Below are 25394 nucleotides of genomic sequence, written 5' to 3' on the forward strand. Positions count from 1 at the left end.
CCCTGGCCGTGAACATGCCATCCGGACGCGATGCACCGATGCTGGACACGATCGCGCGCTGGCTGCGCGAACGCGGTCTGCGCACGACACCCGACCCTATCGCGCAGGTCATCGTCTTCGACAGCACGCCATGGTGCAGCTGCCGCGAGGAAGCATTCCATCTGCTGTCCCATGCCGAGAGAGAACGCGCAAACCGGTTCCGGCATGCGCATCACCGCGACACCTACGTGCTTGCGCACGCCGTGTGGCGACTGGCGCTCGCCGAAGCACTCGGTGTCGCGCCCGGTGAGTTCGTGCTGGCGAGCGAACCCTCTGGGCGCCCTTTCATTCCCGGCACGGATCTGGCCACGAGCCTCAGCCACAGCAACTCGCACGTCGCCATCGCACTGGCCCATGCACCGTGCATCGGTGTCGACATCGAGCGGACACCGGCACGTTTCGCATGGCACGATCTCGCCCGCATGGTGTGCACGCCCGCGGAAAGCGCCACTTTGCAAGACCTGGAACCCGAGGCACGCAGCAACGCACTGCTCGCGCTGTGGACGCGCAAGGAAGCCTTGCTGAAAGCCTTTGGCCTCGGCTTGCGCGAATCGCCCTCCGGCATGGACGTCGATGCCGGCGTGGCCATCGCGGCTCCCCTTGCGGCCGCCTATTTTCCCGCGTGCGTCGTGCATCCACTTCCTGCATCACCGGATTTCGTCGGTGCGCTGGCCGCACCGGCGAGCATCACCGCCTTCCATTGGCACTGCCTGAGCGCGGCCACGCTGCCGGACGGCCTATCTTCATCGGAAGCAGCGCCGCCGATGTAACGGGCGTGAGACAGCCGAACGGCTGCCATGCCGGTCTTACCTAAGTTGCATCGACGCGGGCGAGAGCTCCGCGCTAGCCTTTTCTACGGCGAAAAGGACGCTGTCAGCACTTAGGGGAAGGGGGACCGGATGCTTCGTTTTCTACGTCGGCAATCGGTGCAATGGCTCATGATGCTTGGACTGTGCGAGCTGGCTTTGCTCGCCATTTCGCTCTGCGCCGCCACCTATCTTCGCTACGCGAACAACGCGGAAGAGCTCGCGCTGTTCACCGTGCACCTGCCCGAGCGCGCGCTGGTGTTCGCTTCGGCCATCGTCTTCGGCATGGTGGCGCTGGGGCAATACCAGGCGCACATGCGCATGACCCGTTTCGGTTTGCTCGCGCGACAGGCGGTGGCCTTCGTGCTGGGCGGCATCCTGCTGGTGATCGGTTACTACGTGCTGCCGCAGGCCTATGTCGGCCGCGGCGTGCTGGCCATCGCCCTGATACTCGGCTTCATCCTGGTGCTGGGCGTCCGCGTGCTTTTCCTGCAACTGGTGGAAGTGGAGGCGCTCAAGCGCCGCGTACTGATCCTCGGCGCAGGTACCCGTGCGGCGCAGATCCACAACCAGATGCGCCGTCGCACCGATCGCCGCGGCTTCTGCGTCGTTGGCTACATGCCACATGCGAGCGAAACAGTAGCCGTGCCGGAGGAACAACTCATCCGCACACGCCTCCCATTGCGCACCTTCGTGCAGCGCGAGCAGATCGACGAAGTGGTGGTAGGCGTCGATGATCGCCGTGGTCACCTGCCGATGGATGACCTGCTCGAATGCCGCCAGTCGGGCATCACCATCACGGATCTCACTTCGTTCTTCGAGCGCGAGTCCGGCCGACTGCAGCTGACCTTCCTGGATTCGTCGTGGCTGGTATTTTCCGGTGGCTTCAACGGCACGCCGCTGCGGAAGCTGAGCAAGCGCTGCTTCGACCTGGCGGCGGCGTCGGTGCTGCTGTTGCTGTGCTGGCCGCTGATGTTGCTGGAAGCGCTTGCCATCACCATCGAATCAGGCGTCGGCCAGCCCATCCTTTACCGGCAGGAGCGCGTTGGCGCGCATGGCGCGACATTCCAGCTACTGAAGTTCCGCAGCATGCGTACCGATGCCGAACGCGATGGCGTTGCCCGCTGGGCCAGCAAGAACGACAACCGCGTGACGCGCGTGGGACGCATCAGCCGCAAGTTGCGCGTCGATGAACTGCCCCAGCTGTGGAACGTGCTCAAGGGCGACATGAGCATCGTCGGCCCGCGGCCGGAACGTCCGCAGTTCGTGGCTGACCTGGCCAACCAGATTCGCTTCTACAGTTTGCGCCATTGCCTCAAGCCAGGCCTGGCCGGCTGGGCGCAATTGAGTTATCCGTATGGCGCCACCGTCGAGGAAGCGGCGGAAAAACTCAAGTACGACCTGTTCTACGTGAAGAACCACAACCTTCTGCTGGACCTGCTGATCCTGATCCAGACCGTGGAAGTGGTGCTGTTCGGCCGAGGTGCGCGCTGAGCGCAGCCGGCCCTAGTGGCCGCCGGGTGGTGGGGGCGCATCAGGGCGATCCGTGTGGCCAACGGACCGGGATGCGGCAGCCGCCTGGCGACCACTAGGGCCGGGAATGATGTTTCATTGATTCGCGTCCTGCACGGCCTTGGTGCCGGTGTGCAGCGTCCGCAGTGGCGAGCTGTGCCACTCCACCACTTCGTCATGATCGAAGCGGATCCAGGATGGACCGTACTCCCACAGGTCACCATGAACCCAGGTCGGCTCGCCTTCGATGGCACGCACTTCATCAGCCGACATGCCCGCGTGGATCACGGGGGCATCGGCGACATCGTCATGGGCGACAGCGCCGACCTTCTGAGGTTCCGACATGCTGCCCGGCGTGTCGGGCGTATCGGAGCCAGGCAGCAACGCGCTCACGCTCCACGCGAGCACGCCTACACCTGCGATCACCAGCATCCACGCAAGGCGGCCATGTCGCCCGTGAACCTGGTACGACGCGTTTGCGGGTGCGGGGGCACGTTGGAAGGTCGCATCGGCAGGAGCCGGCGCGGACCGGTCGGCAAAAGGATCCGGGGCAAGACCGGCGATCGGCGGCGCGCCTGCCAGGACACGTGCGGCTCGTGCGGACGCAGGCGCGCCGGGCAGTCGTCCATGCCGGCGATGGAAGTCCATCGCCGCGCCATATTGAGCCGTGAGGCGCTGCAGCCTCGATGCCGCACGCACATCCGCGGGGCCGCCCTGGCGTCGATCCGGGTGCAGCGTCGCCACGCGCCGACGATAGGCCTGCTTCAACTCGGCCAGATCGCATCCGGGCCTCAACCCGAGCTTGCGATACAGCTCAAGAAAGTCGGTTTCGTTCGTCACCGCCATCCCCCGGAGCGTGGCGTCGATACGGCGCGGCCAGGTGGAAGGGCATCGTCGCCGCGCGGAACATATCGCGTCGCCAGCGCAGCGCCACCCCACGAGTTTGGACGTCCATCCGGCGTCCGATTTTCAGCTTGACACGATGTGAACTGAATCACAATATCGATCGAACGTGACAGGAACGACATCCATGCGCAGCGCTACCCGGCCGCTTGCAGCTTGTGCTTCCCTCCCGCGACAGCAGTGGCTGCTGCCCTGCTTCATCGGCTTGCTCATTTCCTTGCAGGCAACTGTCGCCATCGCCGACGAGGCACGCGCCACCATGCTCAGTCCTCCCGTGCTTGGAGCGCACACCCTGGCGACCCAACCCGACGGCGAAGGGGTTTCGCCTCTCGTCACCCCGACGCTGCACACCCAGGAAAGCGGCAGTTCGCTGCTGATCCTTGTGGCCGGCTACAAGAACAACAGCGCCGCGCCAACCGACAGCTATGGCAACCAGTGGAAGCAGGTCGGCGAATCGGTGGTCTACAACGGTTATGACGGCCGCTTCGACGCACGCGCGTACATCGCCATCGGTTCGCGCGGCGGTGCGAACCACACCGTGCAGATCGCCAAGGAAGGCACGCCCGAAGGCGAGATCACCGTGCCCTTCATCGAAATCGCGCATGCCGGCAAACTGCAGGACGTTGCCCAGAACTATCCGACGCCAGGCATCGCCGCGCGCGCTACCAACAAGCTGGCGCGCGCGTGGCAAGGCATCACCGGCAGCACGGATTCCACCACGAGCATGCTCACCAGCGGCACGGTGACCACCACCGGCCCGGCCACGCTCGTCGCCGTGTGGCTCGGCGACGCCTACGTCTATTCGATGACCGCCGTACCCGGTGATGGCTTCAAGGTCATCGACAGTTACCTGATGCTGCCGCCCTCCAGCGCCGTGCAAGGCGCAGTCGCGGTCAAGCAGGTGAACGCCGCCGGCACCTATTCCGTTACCTGGACAGGAACGCCGGCGCAAGGCGCCATCCTGTGGCTGTTCGCATTCCAGGCTGCGCCCTGAGCCAGCTGCGGGCGGCGCATCTGTAACAGTCCTGTATCACTTTCCGCAGCACAGCGGAAAGCCGACGCCGTGCTTTGCAACCGGCTACCCCTAACAGCCTATTTCGTCGGAAGTGCGCCAAGGCGAGCGCCGCACGGCTCTGCTGCTTAGGGCGTATTCACACAAAAAAGCCACCGACGGAGACTACGGATGCTCCGTTGCTGGAGACGTGTTGCACGGCTACCACGGTGATCATCGGTACGCAGCCTCAGGGAAAGTGTCTCGCGCGCGATACGGCCGACCAGGGTTCGGTTCGCACCGCCCGCGAAGACCAGCCCAGGGATCGGAACCGGACGCCATGGCAGTGCGAACCATGAATGTTCAGGGGGAGGAAATCATGACCGCCGATGTCGCTCGGCTCATCGATCTGGATTGGGACAATTTCGATCCCTGGCGCATCCAGCCCGCACGCCATCAGCTTGCCACTCATCCTCTTCTGCAATTGCCCCAGCTGGTGGAACTGGGCAAGCGGCTGGAGGCGCGTGGACGCGTGCGCACGCACAGCGATGACGCCACGCCGGGCACGCCGTTCAACATCGCTCCGCAACTGCATCCCAATACCAGGTCCGCGGCGAGCACGCTGCAGGACATCGAACAGGCCAGGGCCTGGATGTCGCTGCTCAATGTTCAGACCGACGACCTCTATCGCACGCTGGTGGACCACGTGCTGGACGGCATCAAGCCGGCGATCGATCGCGTCGATCCGGGCATGAGCTATCGCGGCGGCTGGATCTTCATCACCTCGCCGAACGCGGTCACGCCGTTCCACTTCGACAAGGAACACAACTTCATCATGCAGCTGAGCGGTCGCAAGACCATCTATGTATGGGACCACCGCGACACCGTCGCGGCCAGCGAGGAAGCACGCGATCGCTTCCATGCCTGCCACGAGCGCGACCGCTTGCACTGGGACGAAAGCCTGCGCGAGCGCGCCACCGTCTTTCACCTGGAGCCCGGCCAGGGTGCGTACATGCCTTCGACCAGCCCACACATGGTGGAAAACGGCGACAACGCGTCGGTGACCATCAGCTTCACTTACTACACCGACTCCACCCGCCGCGACAGCCTGTTGCACGCCGCGCACGAGCGTCTTCGCGGCTGGGGCATCACGCCACCGGCCGTGGGCAAGAATCCGTTGCTCGATGCACTTCTGCACGCGGGCTTCCGCTCCAGCCGCGATTCGCGCGAATGGCTGCGCCGCTCGCTGGGCAAGCAGCCGAGGACGGACCGGGCGGCTTACGCCATCGCCTGAGCAACAAACGCACGCAAAGGTGCAGGGGATTTCCCATGACGCAGCCAAACAACGCGCAAGCAACACAGGGAACCCAGGAGCTTTCGTTGCTCGACGTGCTCGTGCGCCAGTCTTCCCCGGCCACTGCGCCGGCAAGGGAACGGCTGGAAATGGCGCTGGACCAGGCGGTGATGGCGACGCTCATGCATCGCGCGGCGCAGGCGCAGCTATCTCCCGTCGCCCTGCTCACGGCGACGCTCGCCCTGCTGGAATCGCGACTGACCGGGCGTGGGCGCGTCACGCTTGCGATTACCGGGGGTGCTGCCCTTCGCTACGACATTCCACTGCACGCCTCGGTCGATGCATGGCTGGCCACGCCGCCCTACCCCGCGGCAGCTGACGACGACTGCGCGAGCCACATCGGCGCATGGAGCGATGCATCAACCGCGTCAATGACGCCGACCTCGCCACTGGCGTGGTCACTCTGTACAGACGGTCGGCATTTCGCCCTCGATTTCGATACCGGCATCTTCGACGAAACCATGCTGCTCGCGCTGGGCAAGGCATGGACCCACGTGTGTCACGGACTGGCGCATTCCGAGCGACTGGAAAGTGTCGTCGCGTTCGACGCGCAAGCGTACCAACGCATGCTGGCTGCCTGGAACAACACCGCCATCGCGCGCCGGCCGCAGGACACCGTGCATGGATTGTTCCGTGCCGTTGCCGACGCCCGTCCCGATGCCATCGCGCTGGAAGGTACGCAGCTGCGCATGAGCTATCGCGAACTGGACGATGCCAGTGACCGTGTCGCCACCGGCCTCATGCAAGCCGGCGTGGTCGCTGGTGCGATGGTCGGCATGCTGCTGGATCGTTCGATCGACGCCGTTGTCGTGGTGCTTGGCATCCTGAAAACCGGCGCCGCCTACCTGCCGCTCGATCGCACCTATCCTGAGGAACGCCTGGCTTTCGCACTGAATGACGCGGGCGTTTCCGTGATCGTGGCGCCGGAGGACACCTCGCCCTTGCAAGGCGTGCCCGCATCATGGCGTTCGTACGCGCAGCTCATGGCCAACGCTCGTCCGCCAGCACTACCCATGGTGGATGGCGAAGCACTGGCCTACGTGATGTACACCTCCGGTTCGACGGGCACACCCAAGGGCGTGGAGATCCGCCATCGCTCGATCATCCGGCTGGTGCGTGACGTCGACTATGTGACCTTCGGCGACAGCCCGCGCGTGCTGCATGCAGCGCCCCTGGGCTTCGACGCTGCGACGCTGGAGATCTGGGGCCCGCTGCTCAATGGCGGCACCTGCATCGTGCATGAGGAGCGCGTGCCCAGCGGCGATGGCCTAGCCGCCACCATCACGCACCACGAAGCCCGCATCGCGTGGCTCACGGCCGCGCTGTTCAATGCCATCGTCGACAAGGACGGCACGCAGCTGCGCGGACTGCAACAGCTGCTTACCGGCGGCGAGGCCTTGTCGGTCGCTCACGTGCGCAAGGCGCAATCCCTGCTGCCGGACACGCAACTGATCAATGGCTACGGCCCCACCGAATGCACCACGTTCGCGACCACCTACCGCATCCCGGCAGACCTGGATGCCACGGCACGCTCCGTTCCGATCGGACGTCCGATCGCCGACACGACGCTGTACGTGCTCAACGCGCGTGGCGAATCGGTGCCGGTGGGCATCATCGGCGAGCTGTTCATCGGCGGCGCCGGGGTGGCCCGTGGTTACCTCAAGCGTCCTGAGCTCACCAGCGAACGTTTCATCCCCAATCGCTTCGGCGCCGAAAGCACGCACCTCTATCGCACCGGCGACCTCGTGCGCTGGCTGCCGGAAGGCGTCATCGAATTCGTCGGCCGTGCCGATACGCAGGTGAAGATCCGCGGTTTCCGCATCGAGATCGGCGAGATCGAGGCGGCCTTGCAGCGTCTTCCCGGCGTGCGTTCCACCGCGGTGCTCGCACGCGAGGACCGGCCCGGCCAGAAGCGTCTCGTGGCGTACTTCGTCGCCGAGGACGATGCGGTTACGGCGCGCTCCCTGCGTGCGCAATTGGGGCAAACCCTTCCCGAGTACATGGTGCCGGTGGCCTATCTGCGGCTGGACAGCCTGCCGGTGACGACCAACGGAAAGCTGGATCGCCGCGCCCTGCCCGCGCCCGGCCGCCGCCGTCCGGAGCTGGCAGACCAGTACGTGCCGCCCGTGGGCGAACTTGAACGGACACTCTGCGCGCTGTTCTCCGACGTGCTGGAGATCGACCAGGTAGGCCGGCTCGATCACTTCTTCGATCTCGGCGGCAACTCGCTGCTTGCCGTGCGACTGATGGAACGCATCCACGCCGGCGTGTCCACCTCGCCGACGGTACCCGCATTCTTCGCCGACCCCACGCCCGCCGCGCTGGCCGCGCTCATCGAGGGGCGCAACACGTCTTCTGCGCTTGCTTCGCGCCTGTCGCGCGGTCGCCAGGGCGATACCGGCGAACCGATCGCCATCGTGGCGGTGTCGGGTCGTTTCCCCGGCGCGGCCGACGTCGAGACGTTCTGGTCCAACCTGTGCGAAGGCCGCGAGACCATCACGCGCTTCTCGCCCGACCAACTGGACCCGTCGATTCCGGCCTCGCTGCGCAACGACCCCGACTATGTCGCTGCACGCGGCATTGTCGATGGAGTGGAGGATTTCGACGCCGCCTTCTTCGGCATGTCGCCGCGCGAAGCGGAGCTGATGGACCCGCAGCAGCGCATCTTCCTGGAACTGTGCTGGGAGTGCCTGGAGCGCGGTGGCTATACGCCGGACAACCACGACGCGCCGATAGGCGTGTTCGCCGGCATGTACCACGCCACCTACTTCCAGCATCACCTGCAACAGCGCCCTGACCTCATCGACAAGCTCGGCGCCTTCCAGGTATCGCTGGCCAACGAGAAGGATTTCCTCGCCACGCGCGTGTCGCACAAGCTCAACCTCACCGGCCCCGCGCTCAGCGTCAACACTGCCTGCTCCACCTCACTGGTTGCCATCTGCCAGGCCGTGGCGGCTCTGCGCGCCGGGCAATGCGAGATGGCGCTCGCCGGCGGTGCATCCATCACGTGTCCGCCGCGCAGCGGTTATCTCTCGCAGGAAGGCTCGATGCTGTCGCCGGACGGCCACACGCGCACTTTCGATGCGGATGCGCGCGGCACCGTGTTCAGCGACGGCGCGGCCGTGGTGCTGCTCAAGCGCTGGTCGGATGCACAGCGCGATGGCGACGAAGTGCTGGCGCTGATCCGCGGCATCGCCATCAACAACGACGGCGGCGGCAAGGCCAGCTACACCGCGCCCAGCAGCGACGGCCAGGCGGCAGTGATCGCCATGGCGTTGGCGGATGCCGGGGTCGATGCGCGTTCCATCTCCTACGTCGAGGCGCACGGCACGGCCACGCCACTGGGTGATCCGATCGAGATCGAAGGCCTTACTACTGCATTCCGCCAGCACACCGACGATCGCGGCTTCTGCGCCATCGGTTCGGTCAAGAGCAATATCGGCCATACCGTGATCGCCGCTGGCGCCACCGGCGTGATCAAGACGGCGCTGTCGCTGCACGAACAACTGCTGCCGCCGTCGCTGCATGTGCAGGCCACCAATCCCAAGATCGACTTCGCAGGTTCGCCGTTCGTCATCAACGATTCGCTTCGCCCGTGGGCCACCGACGGCCATCCCTTGCGTGCGGGCGTCAGCTCGTTCGGCGTGGGCGGCACCAATGCCCACGTGATCATGGAGCAGGCCCCGGCGCCCGAACCCTCCGATGCCGCCGAAGGTCCGCAGCTGCTGGTGCTGTCGGGCCGCACGCCGGCCGCCGCGCTTGCGTCGGCTGCACGCCTCGCCGATCACCTTGGCGCGCATCCGCATATCAACCTCGCGGACGTGGCTGGCACCCTGCTGCACGGTCGCAAGGCCTTCGCGCACCGCACGCAAGTGGTCGCCAGCAGCACGGACGAAGCCATCGCACGACTGCGCGAACTGACCACCGCGTCGGTACGCGAAGTGAAGAAGCCTGGCCCGGGCGTGGTGTTCCTGTTCCCCGGTCAGGGCTCGCAGTACGCCGGCATGGGGAAAGCGCTGTACGACAGCGAGCCGGCATTCCGGGCGGCGGTCGACGATTGCGCCGAAGCGTTGCGCGGCGAGCTGGGCTTCGATCTGCGCGAACGCCTGTTTGCCGACGATGCCGATGCGCTGCGCGAAACTTCGCTGACCCAACCGGCCACGTTCGCCATCGAATATGCGCTGGCGAAACTATGGATGGCGACGGACGTGCCGCCCGTGGCAATGATCGGCCACAGCATCGGCGAGTTCGTCGCCGCGGTGATCGCCGGCGTGATGAGCCTGGCCGATGGCGCACGCCTGGTCGCTCGCCGTGGTCGCCTGATGCAAGCCATGCCGGCCGGCGCGATGCTTTCCGTTCGCCTTCCTGCCGAGCAGTTGCAGCCGCGTCTGCCGGGCCATCTGCAGCTCGCTGCTGAAAACAGCCCGACCGCCAGCGTGATCAGCGGCGAGACGGCACTGGTCGACGCGTTCCGCGTGCAGCTGGAAGCCGAAGGCATTGCCTGCCGCCTGCTGCAGACCTCGCACGCGTTCCATTCCGCCATGATGGATCCGGTACTGGAGCCGTTCCGCGCCGAAGTGGAGCGCGTGGCGCTGTCGGCTCCGTCGATTCCCATCGTCTCCACGCTCACTGGCGAGCCGCTGCGCGACGATGAGGCGACGTCTCCCGACTACTGGACGCGCCATCTGCGCGGCACCGTGCGCTTCTCGCCTGCGCTGCAGAACCTGCTCGACCAGCCCACGCAGGTGTTACTGGAAGTCGGCCCGCGCAATGCGCTGACCACGCTGGCCCGCCAGCACGCTGGCAGCCGCACGCACGTGGTGATGGCAAGCGTGGCTGACGCGCCATCGTCGGAGCGCGCCGCGTGGGTGGCTGCCATGGGCCAGCTGTGGTGCGCCGGCTTGCCGGTGGCCGTGTGCTCGCTGGATCGTCGCCATCGCCGCCGCCATGTACGCCTGCCCACCTATCCGTTCGAGCGCAAGCGCCACTGGGTCGATGCCGCCCTGCCCGCCAGTGCGCCGACAGTCGCGCCAACGATGGCGCCGGACAACGTCGTACCGCTGTTCACTTCTTCCTCTTCTTCTGCCCCTGTCGTGGAGCCCGCCATGGAAGCCAACGTCACCGGCGCCAATGCCGGCTCGGCCCGTCAAAGCCGCCTCGTCAACCAGCTCGTCGAGTTGTTCGAGGACGTCGCCGGCACCGAGCTGCAGGGCGTGGATCCCAGTTCCGGCTTCGTCGAGCTCGGCCTCGACTCGCTCGCCCTCACCCAGGTTGCGCTGCAGCTGCAAAAAACCTTCTCGTTGAAGATCACCTTCCGCGAGTTGATGGAGTCGTTCTCATCTTTCGAGCGCCTTGCGATGCATATCGATCAGATGCTGCCGCCGGAGGCCACGCCGGCTCCCGCCATCGCGCCTGCCGCGACGACGTCCGCTCCTGTCCAGCCCACCGTCGCCATGCCGGTGATGGCCGTGGCCGCGACCGGCAACGTGGTGCAGGACCTGATCCAGCAGCAGATGCAGATCATGCAGCAGCAACTGGCACTGCTCGCAGCGGCATCGATGGGACGCGCGCCCGCCATGGCCGCACCGGTACCAGTGGCTCAGCCCGCGCCTGTCGCACAGGCGACTGCAGCGCCGGCAGCATCGGCGCCTGTGGCTGCCGCAAGCCAGCCCGTGCAGGATGAGGAAGCGGCGCTTGCGCATACCAGCTACGACGTCAAGAAGGCCTTCGGCGCCATCGCGCGTATCCACTCCACGCAGACCGAGCTGACCGATCGCCAGCGTGCGCGCCTCGAAGCGTTCATGCGCCGCTATATCGAGCGCACGCGCGCCTCCAAGGATTACACCGCCCGCCATCGCGACCATCTCGCCGATCCGCGCGTCGTCAATGGCTTCCGTCCGCTGCTGAAGGAAATGATCTACCAGATCGTGGTGAACCGCTCGAAGGGCTCCAAGGTGTGGGACCTGGACGGCAACGAATACATCGACGCGCTCAACGGCTTCGGCATGAACCTGTTCGGCTGGCAGCCGGATTTCGTGATCGACGCCGTACGCCGCCAGCTCGATGCCGGTTACGAGATCGGCCCGCAGCATCCGCTGGCTGGCGAAGTGGCCCAGCAGGTCTGCGAACTTACCGGCTTCGACCGCGCCGGCCTGTGCAATACGGGTTCCGAAGCGGTGATGGGCGCGATCCGCATCGCGCGCACCGTGACGGGTCGCGACACGCTGGTGATCTTCACGGGCTCCTATCACGGCATCTTCGACGAAGTGATCGTGCGCGGCACCAAGAAGCTGCGCTCGGTGCCGGCAGCACCGGGCATCCTGCGCAACACCTCGGAGAACGTGCTGGTGCTGGACTACGGCACACCCGAGTCGCTGCAGATCATCCGCGAACGCGCGTCCAGCATCGCCGCGGTGCTGGTAGAGCCGGTACAGAGCCGTCGCCCGGACTTCCAGCCGCGAGAGTTCCTCAAGGAGCTGCGCGCGATCACTTCCGACGCGGGTGCGCTGCTGATCTTCGACGAAGTGGTCACCGGCTTCCGCGCCCATCCGCGTGGTGCGCAGCATGTGCTGGGCATCGACGCGGACCTCGCCTCCTACGGCAAGGTGGTCGGCGGCGGTTTCCCCATCGGCGTGATCGCCGGCAAGCGTTGCTACATGGATGCGCTGGACGGCGGCGGCTGGCAGTACGGCGATGCTTCGATTCCCACCGTCGGCGTCACCTATTTCGCCGGCACCTTCGTGCGTCACCCGCTCGCATTGGCGGCGGCGCATGCCGTGCTCAACCACCTCAAGGCGAATGGCGCGGCCCTTCAGGAACGCCTCAACGCCCGCACCAGCCTGCTGATGGATGAGCTCAACGCGTTCTGCGCCAGCGTCGGCGCACCGATCCAGCTGGTGCACTTCTCCTCGGTGTGGAAGACCAGCTTCACCGAGGACCATCCGCTGCAGGAGCTGCTGTTCGCGATGATCCGCAGCCGCGGCATCCACCTGCTGGACAACTTCCCCTGCTTCTTCACCACCTCGCATACCGAGCAGGATTTCCAGGCCATCGCCAAGGCCTACAAGGATTCCGTGCTGGAAATGCAGGAAGCGGAATTCCTGCCGCGCAACAAGCCCGTTGAAGCACTGGCTTTGGACGCCAGCCGCCCGCCGGTCGTCGGTGCGCGACTGGGCAAGGACCAGGAGGGCAATCCCGCGTGGTTCGTACCCAACCCCGATGCGCCCGGCAAGTTCATGAGGGTCAACGCATGAATCCGAACGAATCCGTGCTCGCCGGTTCCGAGGCGATTGCGGTCGACTATGACCCCTTTGCAGGCGCCGCGCTGGAGCGCGTCGTACCCGCCACCGCACCGCAGCGCGAAGTGTGGCTCGCTTCCACGCTGGAGCCACAGGCTTCCCTCGCCTACAACGAGTCGGCCACGCTGCGCCTGCATGGTGAACTGCACACAGCCGCGCTGCAGGCAGCTTTGCAGCAGTTGGTGGATCGGCACGAGGCATTGCGAGCCACCTTTGGCAAGGATGGCAGCGAGCTGTGCATCGCCGCGCAACAGTCGTTGGCATGCCGGGTGCGCGAGCTTTCCTGGCTGGGTCCCGACGAGCAGGAAGCAGAAATCGAAGCCACGCTGGCACGCGTGGTCACCGAGCCGTTCGATCTGGAAACCGGACCGCTGCTGCGCACGGAAGTGTTGCGGCTGTCGGCGCAGGAACACCTGCTGGTGCTCACAGCCCATCACATCGTGTGCGACGGCTGGTCGTTCGGCGTGATCGTGCGCGATCTCGCCGCGCTATATGCGCAACAGATCGGCACGGGAGGCGAATTGCCGCCGGCCGATCCGTTTGCCGATTACGCGCTGGCCGAAGCGGCGCACGGGCAGAGCCAGGAAGGCCGCGATGCCGAAAGCTATTGGGTCAAGCGTTTCGCCGATGCCACGCCGTCGCTCGACCTGCCCACCGACCGTCCGCGCCCTCGCCAGCGCACGTTCGCGTCGCGTCGGGAAGACCTGCTGCTCGATGCCTCACTGGTCGCCGCGGTCAAGCGCGCCGGCGCCCAGCGGGGTGCCAGCCTGTACGCCACGCTGCTGGCGTCTTTCGGCCTGCTGCTGCAGCGGCTGAGCGGCCAGGACGATGTGGTGATCGGCATTCCTTCCGCCGGCCAGGCCGCCGGTGGTCACCATGGACTCGTGGGCCATTGCGTGAATGTACTGCCGCTGCGCGTGTCGATCGATACGGCGGCGCCCTTCGCCGAAGGCCTCGCCAAGGTACGTGGCGACCTGCTCGACGCATTCGATCATCAGCAATACACCATCGGCAGCCTGCTGGCCCGCCTCGCCCTGCCGCGCGATCCGGGTCGCCTGCCGTTGGCCAGCGTGCTGTTCAACCTGGACCAGGCGCTGGACGAGCGCACACTCAGCTTCCCGGGGCTCTCGTTCGAGTTCGCGGGCGTGCCGCGTGCGTACGAGAATTTCGAATGGTTCGTCAACGCGGTGCAGCTGCCGCACGGCCTGCGCCTGGAATGCCAGTACAACTCGGATCTGTTCGACGCGGCGACGGTGCACGCGTGGCTCGACGCCTACGCGACACTGCTGCGGAATGCCGCCGACATGCCGGACGCCGCCTGCGGCACGCTCGGCCTCGTCTCGGAGAATGCGCTCGCCGCATTGCATTCGATGCAGCCGCAGCGCACGCCCTATCCGGCCGAACAACTGGCCCATGAATATTTCGAACGGCAGGTGGACCGTGCGCCGTCGCGCACGGCACTCGCCGGCAGCGCGCCGATCTCCTATGCGCAGCTTGAGGCACGGGCGAACCGCATCGCACATGTATTGCGCGATCGTGGCGTAAGCCAGGGCAGTCTCGTCGGCCTGTCGCTGGCGCGCAGCCCTGACATGCTGGCTTCATTGCTGGCCGTACTGAAGTCGGGCGCGGGTTACGTGCCGCTTGATCCCAGCTTCCCGCCGGAACGCCTCGCCTTCATGGCGCAGGACGCGGCACTGGCCGCGCTCATCGTCGATGACGAGGCCGCATCGGTGTTCGAGTTTCCGGCCGCGCAGGTACTTTCTCTCCAGCGCGACGCCGCGCTGATCGACAACGCCAGCGATGCGCGCCTGCCACGCGACGAACGCTCCGCCGTTCCCGAGTCGGTGGCGTATGTCATCTACACCTCCGGCTCCACCGGCAAGCCCAAGGGCGTGCGCGTGCCGCATCGCGCCACGTCGAACTTCATCGCCAGCATGCAGCGCGAGCCGGGCATCGTCGAAGACGATCGCCTCGTCGCGGTCACCACGCTGTCCTTCGACATTGCCTTCCTTGAACTGATGCTGCCGCTCAGCGTCGGCGCCGCCATCGTGCTGGCAACCTATGACGATGTGCGCGACGGCGCGGCCCTGCGCCGGCTGGTCGAGGAAAGCGGCGCCACGATGATGCAGGCGACGCCTGCCGGCTGGCGCGTGCTGCTGGAATCGGGATGGACGGGCCGTACGGGCTTCAAGGCCATCGCGGGCGGCGAGCCCTTGCCGCTGGATCTCGCCGAATCGTTGCTGGCGTGCTGCGCTGAACTGTGGAACGCCTACGGCCCCACCGAAACCACGGTGTGGTCCACGCTGTGGCGCGCACACGATGTACGCAGCGGCATCACCATTGGGCGTCCCATCGCCAACACTACCGTGCACATCCTGGACGAGCACGGCGCGCCCTGCCCGCTGGGCATGCCTGGCGAGATCTACATCGGTGGCGACGGCGTCACGCTCGGCTATCTCAACCGCCCGGAACTCAACACCGAGCGCTTCCTGCCCGATCCGTTCAACGGCGACACGCAGGCGCGCCTGTATCGCACGGGCGACCGTGGCCGCTGGATGGCAAGCGGCGAACTGGAACATCGCGGCCGTCTGGACTTCCAGGTGAAGATCCGCGGCTATCGCATCGAGCTGGGCGAAATCGAAACCGCGCTGGCCGACCTGCCCGAGGTGGCACGCGCGGTGGTGATGGCGCGCGAGGACCGCCCCGGCGACGTGCGCCTGGTGGCTTACGTGGTGCCCAGCGAAGGCGTGGATCTCGAACAGGTCGACCTATGCCCCCGCCTGCGCCAGCGCCTGCCCGACTACATGTTGCCGCAACACTTCGTGGCGATGGATGCTATCCCACTGCTGCCCAACGGCAAGATCGACCGCAAGGCATTGCCTGCGCCTTCGCAACCGATGGCGCCTGCCAACCGCGAACGCCGCGCGCCGCAGACGGAGACGGAGCTACGCGTCGCTGCCGCCATGGAAACGGTGCTCGCGCTGCCCGATCTGGATGTACGCGACAACTTCTTCGCGCTAGGCGGCCATTCGCTGCTGGCCGCGCAGCTCACCGCGCGCCTCAATCGCGAGTTCGGCATCGCGCTGTCGTTCCGCACGCTGTTCGACGCACCGACCATTGAAGGGTTGGCCGAAGCCATCGACGGCGCGCGTGGCCTGACGGCTGCGACCAACACCGACGAGATTCCGCGCGCCGCCAACCGCGAGCAGGCGCCGTTGTCCTCCATGCAGCAGCGCCTCTGGTACATGGAGCAACTGCATCCGGGCCGCGTGGTCTACAACACGCCCTCGGCGCACCGGCTGCGCGGACCGATGAACGTGGCCGCTTTCCGGCAGGCCATGCGCGACGTGGTGCAACGCCAACCGGTGCTTCGCACTTCCATCGAGGCGGGTGACACCGCTGGCCTGCAGCGCATCCATGCAGACATCGCGCTGGAGTTGCCGGTCGAGGATCTCTCCACGCTGGCCGCCGAAGATCGCCTGCCCACGCTGATGCGCGAGCTCGAAGCGGATATCGCGCGGCCTTTCGACCTGTCGTGCCCGCCGCTATTCCGCGCACGGCTGTTCCGCCTCGATGAGCAGGATCACGTGCTGTACTTCATGGCCCATCACATCATCTGGGATGGCTGGTCGTTCGACCTTCTCTACGAAGACCTCTCGCGCGCCTATATCGCACGTTGCGCGGGAGAGGCGTCGTCGTCCCTCGCGCCGCTGCCGGTGGAATATGCCGACTTTTCCGCCTGGCATCGCGAGCGCATGCGCAGCGCCACGGTGCAGCAGCAGCTGGCGCACTGGATGAAGACGCTGGAAGGCCCGCTGGAACCGCTGGAACTGCCGGCCGACCGTTCCCGTCCCGCACGCATGTCCGGTGCCGGCGCCACCGAATGGGTGCGCATTCCGGCCGAGCGCGCCGCTGCCGTGCACGCGCTGGCGCAGCGCGCCGAAGCCACCCCGTTCATGGTGTTGCTAGCGACGTACTACGTGCTGCTGCATCGCCTCAGTGGCCAGCGCGATCTCGTCGTTGGCACGCCGGTGCGCGGCCGCGACCGCGTGGAGACGGAAGGCATCATGGGCCTGTTCGTCAACGCGCTGCCGCTGCGTGTGACGGTTGACTCCGATGCATCCTTCCTGGATGTGGTGAAGCAGGTGCGCCAGGTGGTGCTGGATGCCTTCGCCCATCCCGACGTGCCGTTCGAGCAGTTGGTGGTCTCGCTGGGCGTGGCCCGCGACGAGAGCCGTCCGCCGATCTACCAGGCGATGTTCTCCTTCCAGGACGCGCGTCGCCGCATCCTGTCGTGGGGCGATCTTGCGCACGAACACTTGCCGGTGTTCCAACGCGGCGCGGCAGACGACATCGGCCTGTGGTTCCTCGAACAGGAACACGGGCTGCTCGGTGGCATCACCTACAACACTGACATTCTGGACGCCTCGACCGCGGCGCGGTTCCGCGACGGCTACGAAACGCTGCTCGCCTCGGCGCTGGCCGAGCCCACCACTCCGGTGGCGAAGCTCGATGCACTGCCGCTCTCGCAGCGCGACGCCATGCAGCAGTGGAACGAAACGACGCTCGACGTGCCGGCTTTGCCGCTGCATGCGCTGATCGAAGCCCAGTGCGACCGTGCGCCGACGCGTACGGCGATCCGCTACGGCAACAAGGTGCTCGACTACCGTCAGCTCGATGCACGCGCCAACCGCATCGCCCATGCACTGCGCGCGCGTGGCGTGGCGCACGGCGCACTGGTCGGCATTTCGCTCACACGCAGCACCGACATGATGGCCACCCTGCTCGCGGTGCTGAAGACCGGCGCGGGCTACGTGCCGCTCGATCCCGAGTTCCCGCCGGATCGGCTCGCCTATATGGCGCAGGATGCGAACCTCGCCGCGCTGGTGCTGGAGTCGGCAACAGCTGGCCGTTTCAGCGGCAGCACCTGTCCGAAGCTGGTGCTCGACGAGTCGGTCGCCGAACTGGATGCCGCGCCCGATACACGCCTTCCCGCGGAATCTGCGCTCGACGGCAGCTCCGTCGCCTACGTCATCTACACCTCCGGCTCGACCGGCCGGCCTAAGGGCGTGGCGATTCCGCATCGCGCGGTGGTGAACTTTCTAGCGGGCATGACCGCGCGCCCGGGACTTCAGGCCGACGATCGTCTGCTCGCCGTCACCACCCTTTCCTTCGACATTGCCGTGCTGGAGCTGTTTGGGCCGCTCAGCGTCGGCGCGCAGGTCATCCTCGCCACGCGCGATGAAGCAGTCGATGGCGACATGCTCAACCAGCTGCTGTCTTCGCATGGCGCGACGATCATGCAGGCTACGCCGGTAACCTGGCGCATGCTGCTGCAGACGCCGTGGCAGCCCCCGGTGGGTTTTCGCGCGCTCTGCGGGGGCGAACTGCTGTCAGCGGATCTGGGCGCCCTGCTGATCGCACGCGGTTGCGAACTGTGGAACATGTACGGCCCCACCGAGACCACGGTGTGGTCCACCTGCTGGCGCGTGGAGCATCCCGGGCGCGGCATCTCCATCGGCACGCCGATCGCCAATACCTCGGTGTGGATCGTCGACGAGCAGGCACAACCCTGCCCGATCGGCGTACCGGGCGAGATCTGGATTGGCGGCGACGGCGTGGCACTGAGCTATCTGCACCGCGACGACCTCACGGCCGAACGCTTCCCCATCGATCCCTTCAGCAGCACGCCCGGGGCACGCATCTATCGCACCGGCGACCGTGGCCGCTGGCTGGCCAACGGCACGCTGGAGCACCTGGGCCGCCTGGATTTCCAGGTGAAGCTGCGCGGCTTCCGCATCGAGCCGGGCGAGATCGAGGCGGTCGCGCGCACGGAATCCTCGGTGCTCGATTGCGTCGTGGTGGTACGCGAGATCGCGCCGAATGACGAACGCCTGGTGCTTTACGCCGTGTGCAGCGAAGACGAGGACACGCTGTGGCCCAAGCTGCGCGCGCAGCTGGCCGCGCGACTGCCCGCCTACATGCAGCCGCAGCTGTTCGTGAAGCTGTCCGAGCTTCCGCGTACGCCCAACGGCAAGACGGACCGCAAGGCACTGCCTGCGCCATCGCTCAACGCCGTGCCGTATGCCGACGACGCAGAACCCGGAGTCAGCGCCAGCGACGATGCCCGCGAGCGTTACCTGGGCGCACTGTGGTGCGAGTTGGTCGGGATCAACGACGTGCGCGCCAACGACAACTTCTTCGACATCGGCGGCCATTCGCTGCTGGCGATCGAGATGGTTACGCGGGTGAAGCGCGAAACCGGCATCAAGCTCAACCTGCTGGACGTGGCGACGACCACGCTGGGAGCGCTGGCCATCGAGCTACCGGAGATGGACGGCAATGATCTTCCGTCCGATGCGGCGACCGAAGCCAGGCCTAGTTTGGGCCAGCGGCTGCGGACGCTATGGGGGCGGCACTGACATGCAGCCATCGGTACATGGGGAACCGAGATGACGGGACTGCTCTACTGGACGTTCTGGGCGAGCCTGCTGTTGCTTGCCTATGTGTTCGTCGGCTATCCGGCGGTGATCTGGTTGCTGGCCAGGCTTTCGCCGCTACCGATACGCAAGCGCGAACAGTATCCATCCGTGAGCGTGATCATTGTGGTCCACGATGCGGGCAGGTGCATCCAGGCGAAGCTCGCCAACCTGGACACGCTCAACTATCCGCCCGAGCAGATCGAGATCATCGTCGCCTGCGACGGTTGCACCGACAGCACAGCGCGACTGGTCAGGGGATGCGGTGATCCGCGCGTGCGCCTGCTCGAATTCCCCGAGCGGCGCGGCAAGGCCGCCTGCCTCAACGACGCGGTGGCAGCCGCCCGCGGCAAGGTCCTGCTGCTCACCGATGCGCGGCAAAAGCTCGCGCCGTTGGCGCTGCGCGAACTGGTGGCGAACCTGGCCGATCCACTGGTGGGCGCGGCCAGCGGCGAACTGCTGCTGTCGGATGCCGAAACCGGTTTCGCGCTCGGCGTGGACGCCTATTGGCATTACGAGAAGCTGATCCGTCGCAGCGAGAGCGCCTGCGGTTCCACCATCGGCGTCACCGGCGCGATCTACGCCATGCACCGCGATCTTTTTCAGCCGCTGCCACCCGGCACCGTGCTCGATGACGTGCTGGTGCCCATGCGCGTGGCCGCCAGGGGCTATCGCGTGGTGTTCGAGCCGCGTGCGCTGGCATGGGATCGCGTGACCCAGCAACCGGTCGAGGAACGTCAGCGCAAGATCCGCACGCTGGCAGGCAACTGCCAGCTTATCCAGCTGGCACCATGGCTGCTGTCGCCCGTGAAGAACCCGCTGTGGTTGCGCTTTGTCAGCCACAAGCTGCTGCGCCTGCTTGCTCCTTGGCTGTTGCTGGCCCTCGCGGTGACGTCGGCGCGCCTTGCAACGGACCGGCTGGCGTGCGCCATCACCCTGGCGTTGCTGCTGGCAGGCGGCAGCCTCGTGCTGCTCGGCCAATGGTTGCCACCGCTGGGCCGCTGGTTGCCGGTGCGCCTGAGCGTTGCATTTTTCTATCTCAATCTCTTCGCCGCGCAGGCCCTGCTGGCCTTCGCCCGCAATCGCAGGTTGCACTTATGGTGATGCCAATGGAAGAAGCCAAACCGACCGGCCTGCGCGGGCAGCTGGGGGAACTGTGCTACAACAGCGGCCTGCTGGGATCGCTGCAGCGGATGCGCTCGTGGTGGCGCCGCGACCTGCGCATCCTCGCGTACCACCGCATCATGCCGCTGCCTGATCCGGCGACCTACGATTTCGACCTGGAACTGATCAGCGCCCCGCCGGAGCGTTTTCGCCAGCAGATGCTGCTGCTGAAACGGCGCTTCTGTCCCATGCGCCTCTCCGACGTCGCCGCCATGCTGGACGCTGGCGAAGAACTGCCGGCGGACGCGGTAGTGATCACCTTCGACGACGGCTACGACGACAACTACCGGATCGCGTTTCCGATCCTGCGCGAGCTGGACATTCCGGCGACGTTCTTCGTTTCCACCGGCCACATCGACACCGGCGAGCCCTACGCTTACGACTGGCTGGTGCACATGATCCTGCTGACCGACGCATCGCGGCTGGTGCTGCCGGAACTGGGCATGGATCAGCCGATGCCGGCGGACCGCCCGGCCCGTCGAAAGCTGGCCGGAAACGTACTGGACCGCATGAAGAACATCAGCGCGCTCGACCAGGCGGCCATGATCGAGCGATTGGCGCGGGAATGGCGCATCGCACCCGATGCGGTGTACCAGGACTGCCGCCCGATGAACTGGGACCAGTTGCGAGAGATGAGCCACGCCGGTTTTGAGATCGGCTCGCACGGCGTGCATCACTGGATGCTTTCCAAGCTGCCGGCGGCCGAGCTCGCGCAGGAAATCATGGGATCGCGCGAGGCGCTGCTGCGCGAACTGGGCCCCCACCCGTTGCTGCTGTCCTATCCCGTCGGCAGCAACCGCTCCTACGACGAGCGCGTGATCGCCATGGCCAAGTCGGCGGATTTCCAGCTGGCCTGCAGCTACATCAGCGGCACCAATCCGCAACCGTCGCACAACCGTTATGCGTTGCTGCGGCTGGCGGTGGAGCGCGACATGAGCCTGGGCTGGTTCGCCTCCACGCTCACGCTGCCCAGCCTGATGAGCTATTCCACGCCCGATTACCTGGGCAAGCAGGTCGGGACGTCCGCATGTTCCCCCTGATCCTGCTCTACCTGGTGCTCACCATCGTCCGACCGCAGGACTACATTCCTGCGCTGGTCGGCGTGCCGGTGCTGCCAGTGGTGCTGGTGCTGGCCTTCCTCAGCTGGCTGGGCTCGCGCACCAAGACTTTCGACGCGCCGCAGTTCGTCATCCTGCCGGCATTCATGCTGGTACTGATGATTTCGCAGGCAACCAACGGCTGGACTGGCGGCATGTTCGATCAGCTCGCCAAATTCGGCCCGACGGTGATCTCGTTCTTCATCCTGTCGGCCGCCTGCACCACGCGACGCCATGTCGTGATCACCATGGCGGTGATTGCGCTGTGCTCGTTCGTACTCGCCCTTCATGGCGTGGAACAGGCCAACAGTGGTGTCGGCTGGACCGGTATCCCGGTGGGCGAGGACGGGCGCATCCAGTACGTGGGTATCTTCAACGATCCCAACGATCTTGGCCTGCTGTTTGTCGCCGCCGTGCCGATGGCGGTCTACCTCGGCAAGCACAGCGGCATGCTGGGCAAGCCGCTGTGGTATTCCGGTACGTTGCTTTTGCTGTACGGCATTCGGCTGACCAATTCGCGCGGCGCGCTGCTGGCCGTGCTGATGATGGCCGGCATCTACGTGTGGCATCGCCGTGGCGCGCTGATGGCAGGCGCGCTGGGCATAGTCGGGCTTGCGTGCCTCAAGCTGCTGTCCTCGCGCATGCAGGAACTGGATGCCGGCGAGGAATCGGCCAATGGTCGCGTCGATGCCTGGTATTCGGGCCTGCACATGTTCATGTCGCATCCGCTGTTCGGCGTGGGCGCGGGCAACTTCACCGAGTACAACGAACTGACCGCGCACAACTCCTTCGTGCTGGTGCTGGCCGAGGCCGGTTTCGTCGGCTACGTGCTGTGGCTGGCCTTTGTCTGCTATAGCTTCTGGATGCTGTGGCTGGTGCTGCGTTACCGTGCCGATGCCGCCGGGTCGCCGCAGGCCGCTGCGCAATGGCAGGTCGAGCGCCCGCTGGCGCTGGCCCTGTTCATCGTGTTGTGCGGCATGTTCACCACGGCATTCTTCCTCAGCCGCAGCTACATGATCGTGCTGTACCTGATCCTGGCCATGGTGGTCGGCTATTTCGTCGGCGCCAGGCAGCGGTTGCCGGGGCTGGAAACCATCCGCATGACGCGCGGCTGGTGGCGCTGGGTGCCCGCCGCGATGGGCAGTATCGCGGGCCTGTACGTGTTGGTGGCAATCCTCCTGAGGACTGCCTGATGCATCGCGTTCCAACCTTTGCGGTACCTGACATCTCTTGGGCGACCCGCGCCTCGCCGGCCATGCCGGCTCACAACAGGGGGTATCCGACATGAGCAGCCTGTACGAAACCGCGTTCCGACGCGTGCTCTATCCCGCCTACGAAACCGGCCTGCGCCGACGCGGAACGCTGGCCTGGCTGGAAGAGTACGAGCACAACCAGTGGCTGTCGCCCGCGCAGCTGGCCGGGTTGCAATGGACACGCCTCAAACGCCTGCTGGAACACTGCTACCGCGAGGTGCCCTACTACCAGCGCCAGTGGCGCGAATTGGGCATCACACCGGACGACATTCGCAGCCTGGAGGACTTTGCACGCCTTCCCGCCCTCACCAAGGCCGACATCCGCAGCCATGGCGAGGACCTGAAGGCCATCTCCTGGCGCGACCGCATGCTTTACAAGAACACCAGCGGTTCCACCGGCGAGCCGCTGCGCTTCGGCTACAACCGCGAGAGCAACGACCGGCGCACCGCCGTGATGTTCCGCGGATATGGCTGGGCCGGCGCTCCTCCCGGGCGACGCAGCCTGGTGCTGTGGGGCGGCGGGCTGGGCAATCCGCCGCTCACGCGCCGCTGGAAGGATCAGCTTTACCACGCTGCGTTCGGCCGACGCCTGGTCAACAGCTTCCTCATGACCGAAGCGAACATGGGCACGTACGCCGACATGATCGACCGCTACAAGCCGGAGATCCTGCTGGGCTATTTCGGTCCGCTGCTGAAACTCGCCAAGTGGCTGCTCGAGACTGGCCGACGCGTGCATCCCCCGCGCGCCTTCATCGTCAACGGCGAGGCGATGCACGAGTTCGAGCGCGAGATCGTCGAGCAAGCCTTCGGCTGCCCGGCCTACAACACCTATGGCTGCCGCGAATTCATGATGGTGGCCGGTGAGTGCGACCAGCACCACGGCATGCACGTGAACATGGACCACCTGGTGGTCGAGCGCGTCGCGCCAGAGGGTGCCCAGCTCGACCCGCTCACTGGCGAGGCGATCATCACCGACCTGTTCAACTACGGCATGCCATTCATCCGCTATGCCACCGGCGACCTGATCACCGCCTCAAACGAACAGTGCCCTTGCGGTCGCGGGCTGCCGCTGATCACCCAGGTCGAGGGACGCCTGCTCGACGCCATCCGCACGCCGGACGGCCACATCCTTCCCGGCATGTTCTTCCCGTTCCTGCTCAAGGAGGTGCCGGGCGTCGCCCAGTACCAGATCGTGCAGCGCCGGCTGGATCGCCTCGACCTTAACCTGGTGCGTGGCAAGGCCTTCAACGACGACTCGCTGGCCATGATCCACCGCGAGATCCGCAAGGTGCTGGGCGACAGCATCGAGGTGAACTGCCAGTTCGTCGACACCATTCCTCTCACCCGCAGCGGCAAGACCCGCCTCACCATCTCGGAACTGGCGCCGTGAACATCACGCACGTCGTCGAGAACCTCAACCGCGGTGGGCTGGAGCGGATGGTGCTGGAACTGGTGAAGATCCAGCACCGCCAGGGCCATCGCTGCCAGGTCGTTTGCCTGTTCGAACATGGGGCGCAGGCACACGAACTCGACGCGCTGGGCATTCCCGTGGTCGGCTGCCACAAGCGCAACGGCCTGGACCTGCGTGCGCTGAAGCGGGCACGGCAAGCGATTGAGCGGCACGACACCGAGGTGCTGCACACGCACAACGCCGTCGCCCACTACCAGGCGGTGATTGCCAGTTTCGGGCTTGGCGTGCGCCGCATCGTCAACACGCGACACGGCATGGGCATGGGCCAGCGCACCGGACGGCGTGAATGGCTCTATCGACGTTCGCTCTCGCAGACCGACACGGTGGTCACCGTGTGCGAGGCGGCCCGTCGCGAAGCCGTGGCGCGCGGCATCGTACCCGATGCCAAGACCAGGGTGGTGCCCAACGGCATTGCGGTGAACTTGTTCGAACCCGCATCGCCGGAGATGCACCGGCGCCTGCGCGATCAACTGCACCTGCCGAACTACAGCACGCTGATCGGCAATGTCGGCCGGCTCAACTGGGCCAAGGACCAGATCGGCCTGATCCGCGCCTTCAGCCTGATCCACACGCGCCACCCGGAAACCTCGCTCGTGTTGATCGGCGATGGCGAGCTGCGCGAGCGCCTGGAGCAGTGCGCGCGCGAGGAAGGACTGGCACAGCGCGTGCACTTCCTTGGCGACCGCAACGACGTGCACGAACTGTTGCGCGGCCTGGACCTGTTCGTGTTGTCCTCGTTGAGCGAGGGTTATTCGATGGCCCTGCTCGAGGCCTGCGCCACGGCGCTGCCGATCGTGGCCACCGACGTCGGCGGCAATCGCGAGATCGTGCATGACGGTCATACCGGCCGACTGGTTCCCGCCGGCGACCCGCGTGCGCTGGCCGACGCCATGCTGGCCTTCCTGCAGGCTCCGCAACAGGCCAGCGCCTGCGGACGGGCGGCACGTGCATGGGTGGAGCGCCGTGGCTCGCTGGAAGCAATGGCCGGCAGCTACGCCAGCCTTTACCAGTATGCAGGGCATTGATT

General features: G+C 66.1%; 12 protein-coding genes. 11 read left to right on the forward strand and 1 reads right to left on the reverse strand.

The annotated features are described in order from the left end of the window. Nucleotides 1-14 precede the first annotated feature (14 nt). Together VFG49_RS12685 and VFG49_RS12690 are read left to right on the forward strand one after the other, a co-directional pair. Complete coding sequence (locus tag VFG49_RS12685) at nt 15-809, forward strand: 4'-phosphopantetheinyl transferase family protein (protein WP_324861087.1); 795 nt, start codon at nt 15-17, stop codon at nt 807-809. Nucleotides 810-938: 129 nt separating this feature from the next. Then, nucleotides 939-2339 carry a TIGR03013 family XrtA/PEP-CTERM system glycosyltransferase gene (locus VFG49_RS12690; RefSeq protein WP_324861028.1) on the forward strand — a complete coding sequence of 467 codons (1401 nt, stop codon included), beginning with the start codon at nt 939-941 and terminating at the stop codon, nt 2337-2339. A gap of 114 nt (nt 2340-2453) precedes the next feature. Here the strand turns inward: VFG49_RS12690 and VFG49_RS12695 are convergent, their stop codons facing one another. Further along, nucleotides 2454-3197, reverse strand: a complete 744-nt coding sequence (locus VFG49_RS12695) for a J domain-containing protein (protein ID WP_324861030.1) — start codon at nt 3195-3197, stop codon at nt 2454-2456. Nucleotides 3198-3387: 190 nt separating this feature from the next. Here VFG49_RS12695 and VFG49_RS12700 point away from each other — a divergent pair, with 190 nt between their 5' ends. From VFG49_RS12700 to pelF, 9 genes are all read left to right on the forward strand, one after another. Continuing rightward, nucleotides 3388-4254, forward strand: a complete 867-nt coding sequence (locus tag VFG49_RS12700) for a hypothetical protein (RefSeq protein WP_324861032.1) — start codon at nt 3388-3390, stop codon at nt 4252-4254. 376 nt (nt 4255-4630) lie between these two features. Continuing rightward, nucleotides 4631-5545 (forward strand): JmjC domain-containing protein, encoded by a 915-nt coding sequence (locus tag VFG49_RS12705; protein WP_324861034.1) that lies wholly within the window; start codon nt 4631-4633, stop codon nt 5543-5545. 35 nt (nt 5546-5580) lie between these two features. Continuing rightward, nucleotides 5581-12858 carry a polyketide synthase gene (locus tag VFG49_RS12710; RefSeq protein ID WP_324861036.1) on the forward strand — a complete coding sequence of 2426 codons (7278 nt, stop codon included), beginning with the start codon at nt 5581-5583 and terminating at the stop codon, nt 12856-12858. After that, on the forward strand, nt 12855-19325 hold the full coding sequence (locus tag VFG49_RS12715) for a non-ribosomal peptide synthetase (protein ID WP_324861038.1): 6471 nt from the start codon (nt 12855-12857) through the stop codon (nt 19323-19325). Before VFG49_RS12710 ends, VFG49_RS12715 begins: the two co-directional genes overlap by 4 nt. A gap of 30 nt (nt 19326-19355) precedes the next feature. Beyond that, complete coding sequence (locus VFG49_RS12720) at nt 19356-20486, forward strand: glycosyltransferase family 2 protein (RefSeq protein WP_324861040.1); 1131 nt, start codon at nt 19356-19358, stop codon at nt 20484-20486. Nucleotides 20487-20491: 5 nt separating this feature from the next. Then, nucleotides 20492-21586 (forward strand): polysaccharide deacetylase family protein, encoded by a 1095-nt coding sequence (locus VFG49_RS12725; protein ID WP_324861042.1) that lies wholly within the window; start codon nt 20492-20494, stop codon nt 21584-21586. Then, nucleotides 21574-22836 carry an O-antigen ligase family protein gene (locus VFG49_RS12730; RefSeq protein ID WP_324861044.1) on the forward strand — a complete coding sequence of 421 codons (1263 nt, stop codon included), beginning with the start codon at nt 21574-21576 and terminating at the stop codon, nt 22834-22836. Before VFG49_RS12725 ends, VFG49_RS12730 begins: the two co-directional genes overlap by 13 nt. A gap of 91 nt (nt 22837-22927) precedes the next feature. After that, the gene (locus VFG49_RS12735; protein ID WP_324861046.1) at nt 22928-24286 is read left to right on the forward strand and encodes a phenylacetate--CoA ligase family protein; all 1359 of its coding nucleotides are present in this window, start codon (nt 22928-22930) and stop codon (nt 24284-24286) included. After that, nucleotides 24283-25392 (forward strand): GT4 family glycosyltransferase PelF, encoded by a 1110-nt coding sequence (gene pelF, locus VFG49_RS12740; protein ID WP_324861047.1) that lies wholly within the window; start codon nt 24283-24285, stop codon nt 25390-25392. Before VFG49_RS12735 ends, pelF begins: the two co-directional genes overlap by 4 nt. Nucleotides 25393-25394: the final 2 nt, after the last annotated feature.

Source organism: Dyella sp., from assembly GCF_035685885.1.
Taxonomy (GTDB): Bacteria; Pseudomonadota; Gammaproteobacteria; order Xanthomonadales; family Rhodanobacteraceae; genus Dyella.

What these genes read in the sequence shown, in the direction of transcription:
- VFG49_RS12685 (WP_324861087.1), top strand. Translation starts at nt 15, where the DNA reads ATGCCATCCGGACGCGATGCACCGATGCTGGACACGATCGCGCGCTGG.
- VFG49_RS12690 (WP_324861028.1), top strand. Translation starts at nt 939, where the DNA reads ATGCTTCGTTTTCTACGTCGGCAATCGGTGCAATGGCTCATGATGCTT.
- VFG49_RS12700 (WP_324861032.1), top strand. Translation starts at nt 3,388, where the DNA reads ATGCGCAGCGCTACCCGGCCGCTTGCAGCTTGTGCTTCCCTCCCGCGA.
- VFG49_RS12705 (WP_324861034.1), top strand. Translation starts at nt 4,631, where the DNA reads ATGACCGCCGATGTCGCTCGGCTCATCGATCTGGATTGGGACAATTTC.
- VFG49_RS12710 (WP_324861036.1), top strand. Translation starts at nt 5,581, where the DNA reads ATGACGCAGCCAAACAACGCGCAAGCAACACAGGGAACCCAGGAGCTT.
- VFG49_RS12715 (WP_324861038.1), top strand. Translation starts at nt 12,855, where the DNA reads ATGAATCCGAACGAATCCGTGCTCGCCGGTTCCGAGGCGATTGCGGTC.
- VFG49_RS12720 (WP_324861040.1), top strand. Translation starts at nt 19,356, where the DNA reads ATGACGGGACTGCTCTACTGGACGTTCTGGGCGAGCCTGCTGTTGCTT.
- VFG49_RS12725 (WP_324861042.1), top strand. Translation starts at nt 20,492, where the DNA reads ATGGAAGAAGCCAAACCGACCGGCCTGCGCGGGCAGCTGGGGGAACTG.
- VFG49_RS12730 (WP_324861044.1), top strand. Translation starts at nt 21,574, where the DNA reads ATGTTCCCCCTGATCCTGCTCTACCTGGTGCTCACCATCGTCCGACCG.
- VFG49_RS12735 (WP_324861046.1), top strand. Translation starts at nt 22,928, where the DNA reads ATGAGCAGCCTGTACGAAACCGCGTTCCGACGCGTGCTCTATCCCGCC.